Genomic DNA, 3,618 nt, shown 5'->3' with positions numbered 1-3,618 from the left:
CGCCGGGCGGGCCGCCAGCGGATGGACCGGCCCGCAAGGGAAAGGGGGGCGTTTTTTAGCTAGATGGGCTTGTTCTTGCGCAGCAACTCGGCGAGGGAACGCTGGATCACGATCTGCTCGATCGCCTGCTTTTCCCGAAGCCGTTCGATCTGCGATGCCTCCATCATCCAGCCGAAACCCAGATCATCAAAAAAGACAAGGTCCATTTTCTTGGCCATGACAGGCACTCCTTCCTGTGGCAGCGAAGGCCGGTCGATCAGACCCCCCAGGATCGGTCCCTACCGGCCGTTGTTGAACGTTGCTGGTGTTATCGACGGTTGCCGGCTTTTCTTTAGAGAAGGATGACGGCGCGCATCTGCTTTCCATCGCACTTGATGGTCAGCGGCCGGTCGAGGCGGACATGGCCCAGATGATCATCGGTGACGCGATGGGGCAGGGATTTCAGAAGATCCCAGCGGATGTGGTCGTTTTCCCCCTCGGTGACCGTCAGATAGGGAATCCCGTTGACCGTGATATGGTGAAAGAAGTGCGAACCGTGGGACGGGTCTGCCTTGAGGTGTTCGTTGCGCAGCTCCACCATGGCCCCGACCGCGTCGATATCTCTCCATTTGACCGGAATGCCCAACCAGCGGTCAAAGGATCCCCAGCGGCCCGGCCCGATGAGCAGATAGGTCCGGCCCGTGGTTCGAAACGCTTGGTTCAAGGCGGCAATGGCTCTGGCGATGGCCGGGGTATCGGCCGGATCGAAGGTGTCGGGGCGCACATAGACGATATCCCGGATGTTCTGCTTGCGACCATGTCCCAGCGCTTCGGTGGAGTAGCAGAGCGCGCGGGCGACATCGGTCTCGCTGATGGCGACGTCCAGGTGATCTTCGCCCGCCGACATGGGGCGCATTTGCAAAATGTTGAAGGTGCCGCGGTGATTTTCCGCATCTTCCAGGTTGACGGCAAACTCGAATTCAACCGGGCAGCCCATGCCTTCGCGGCCCAGGGTTAAAAGATCCTTGAGCAGCTGCGGCAGGGGGAAGGTGTCGTATTTAAGCGCCGTGGCAAAGGTCAGAATTCGGGGGCCGGGAACCTGGACGGTGTCGCGGATGCGGTTTTCCGCCGTCACATACGTGCTGGCCAGCCGTAACACCGGGTCCTCGTTTTCGGCATCGGCCACATGACGTTTTTCCAGATTGACGCCGCGCTCGAAATACAGCCCGTCGGGCATGCCGGAAAGACGCAGTGCCCAGAAATGCTGCTGGGCATTGGCCAGGATGTCTTCCACTTTGGAAAATTGGGGCAGCACCTGGGGATGGGCCGGTGAAAAGCGCAGGGAAGGTTCTCCCTCGGGAATGCCCCGGCCGAATCCCAGCACGATGCGCGCCACGCCGTCTTCGGCGTTCAACGGGGCCACCGGGTAGAAGTTCTGCGACTGGGCCACCCCGGAGATATCCGGGTAGAAATACTCACCCTGGCGGCGGCCCACCAGTTGCTGGACGATCACCGCCATCTGATCGCTGCGCAAGCGGTAGGCCGTACCCTTTAAAAAGGTACGCGGTTCGCGGAACCAGGTGGAGGCGTAGACCCATTTTACGGCGGTGATGAGCTGACGGCAGCGCACCTTGAAATCGGGATGGTTGTTGGGTACCATGTAGGTTTTGTAGAGGCCGGTGAATGGGTGATGATGAACATCCTCCAGCAAGCCGGAGCTGCGGATGGAAAGGGGCTGGTGGACGGCTTGAAGGTAGGCGGCCAGTTCGTCGGCCAGCCAGGGGGGCATGTCGGCGTCGACAAAGCGCTTGGCGATGGCCTCGTCGGACAGATCGGCAAGGGCCGACGGGTCCAGGCCGTTGTGGGCCACAAAGGCGTCGAACCCCTCGGTGGTGATGGTCAGGGTCTGGGGCACACGGATGGTGACATCCGGATAGCGTTGCGCCAGTTGGGTCGATCGACGCAGCAGGTTGGTCACGAAGGCCAGTCCGCGGGCCTTTCCGCCCAGGGAGCCGTTGCCGATCTTGGCGAATTCGGAAATCTCGGGGTCGTAGTCTTGGGCGTTGAACTGAACCACAACGCCTTTCTGGCGCCATTTGCGCAAGGCGTGAATATGGCTGATGATGAATTGGCGGATGGCGTTGGCATCGGGAAAATCGATGGCCCGGGCTTTCCTGAGCCGCGAGGCCAGGGCGGTTTCGCCGCGCGCCATGATCCAGTTGGAAAAGCGGTTGCGTTTGGCATGATAGAGCAGGGATTCATCCGGCACGCGGGGCAGGATCTCCTCCAGCGCCTTCAGATTAGCCGCCCGGGCGATTTCGCTGCCGTTGGGCCGGCGGAAGACAAAATCGCCGAATCCCAGGTTGTTGAGAAAAAAGCCATGGATTTCGTCCAGCAGGGTATCGCTGTTTTTGTCCAGGAAGAGAGCGGGGATGCGTTCGGCCAGGGCCCGATTTTCCGGTTCGTTGCTGATCAGGAGCAGGGGCAGGTCGAAAATGGCCTGACGCACCTCGGAGAGGAAGGTGTAACCGGCATCGGCCGTGAGTTTGCCGCTTTTGGGGTAGCGGGTGTCGGAAATGACGCCGAAGAGGTAATCGCTGTACTGCCGGTAGAGCGAAAAGGCCTGTTCGTAATTCGTGGCCAAGAGAATTTTCGGCCGGGCGCGCATCTTGAGCAGCCGGTGTTCCTGGTTGAGGCTCTCCTCGATCACCTCCTGGGTCTGCCGGACCACCTCTTTGTAGATCAAGGGTAAGAGGTAGGAAGCGTAAAGCGGGGAATCCTCCACCAGGATCAGCACGCGCACCATGGCCCGCTGGGTGTCGGCGGCCACGTTGAGCCGGTCTTCCATGCTCTTGATGATGGCCAGGAGCAGATCCGCGTCCCCCGACCAGACGAAAAACTGATCGATGCCCGACGTGTCCCTGCCATCGGGCGAGGGATAGGCCCCCCGAATCCCGTGGGCCAGGCAAACCACCGGCAGCTCGTGGTGACGGGCCTTGATCCGACGCCCCAGATCGAAGACATCCATGTCGTCCAGGTGGGGCATGGCGATGACCAGGTGAAAGGGCTGCGCGTCCAGCATGGCCAGCGCCTGGGCGGCATTGGCCGCCTGGGTGATGCGCGGTGGGCCGCTCAGGTTCAATCCGCGGTATTCGTTGATGATTTTCGTGGCCAGGCTGCCATCTTCTTCGAGGATGTAGGCATCATAGGGGCTGGCCACCAGCAGGATTTCGGACAGGCGGTTGGCCATCAATTCGTGGAATTCCTTGAAGTGGATATCGAAATCCTCGTTCAGGAAGGATGCGGGCGGGGTGAAGGTGTCCTTGGGCATATCCATTCTTCCGATTGGGGTTCGTCATCATCCGCCATGGGCCTCGGTCGTCGCAGGATGGGGTTGACGGCCGGTGTTTTCACGGTACAATGGCGTTTACCGCAAAGGAGTGCCACCGCAATGAAATCGATTCCAAAAGCCGTCTGGGGCTGGGCCCTGTACGATTGGGCCAATTCCGCCTTCGCCACCACCGTGATGGCCGGTTTTTTCCCTGTCTTCTTCAAACAATACTGGAGTTCCGGGGCCGACGTCAACCTGAGTACCGCCCGCCTGGGGCTGGGCAATGCCGTTGCCGGCCTGCTGGTGGC

Annotated in this window: 3 protein-coding genes; 1 reads left to right on the top strand and 2 read right to left on the bottom strand. The window is 60.6% G+C overall.

Annotated elements, in window-relative coordinates; translation table 11 throughout:
- Nucleotides 1-59: 59 nt before the first annotated feature.
- On the bottom strand, nucleotides 60-218 hold the full coding sequence (locus JCM12296_RS39420; RefSeq protein ID WP_157068148.1) for a hypothetical protein: 159 nt from the start codon (nucleotides 216-218) through the stop codon (nucleotides 60-62).
- Between the two features lie 113 nt (nucleotides 219-331).
- Complete coding sequence (locus JCM12296_RS33375; RefSeq protein WP_157068147.1) at nucleotides 332-3,310, bottom strand: PEP/pyruvate-binding domain-containing protein; 2,979 nt, start codon at nucleotides 3,308-3,310, stop codon at nucleotides 332-334.
- Nucleotides 3,311-3,430: 120 nt separating this feature from the next.
- On the opposite strand from JCM12296_RS33375, the gene JCM12296_RS33370 reads away from it, so the two are divergent.
- Nucleotides 3,431-3,618: MFS transporter (locus JCM12296_RS33370; protein WP_172684241.1), on the top strand; the 188-nt coding region annotated here is incomplete at its 3' end.

The sequence above is a fragment of the Desulfosarcina cetonica JCM 12296 genome, assembly GCF_001311845.1.
In the GTDB taxonomy this organism is placed as follows: Bacteria; Desulfobacterota; Desulfobacteria; order Desulfobacterales; family Desulfosarcinaceae; genus Desulfosarcina; species Desulfosarcina cetonica.
Note: the sequence above shows the minus strand (reverse complement) of the source record. Positions and strands in the feature narration are given on the sequence as shown.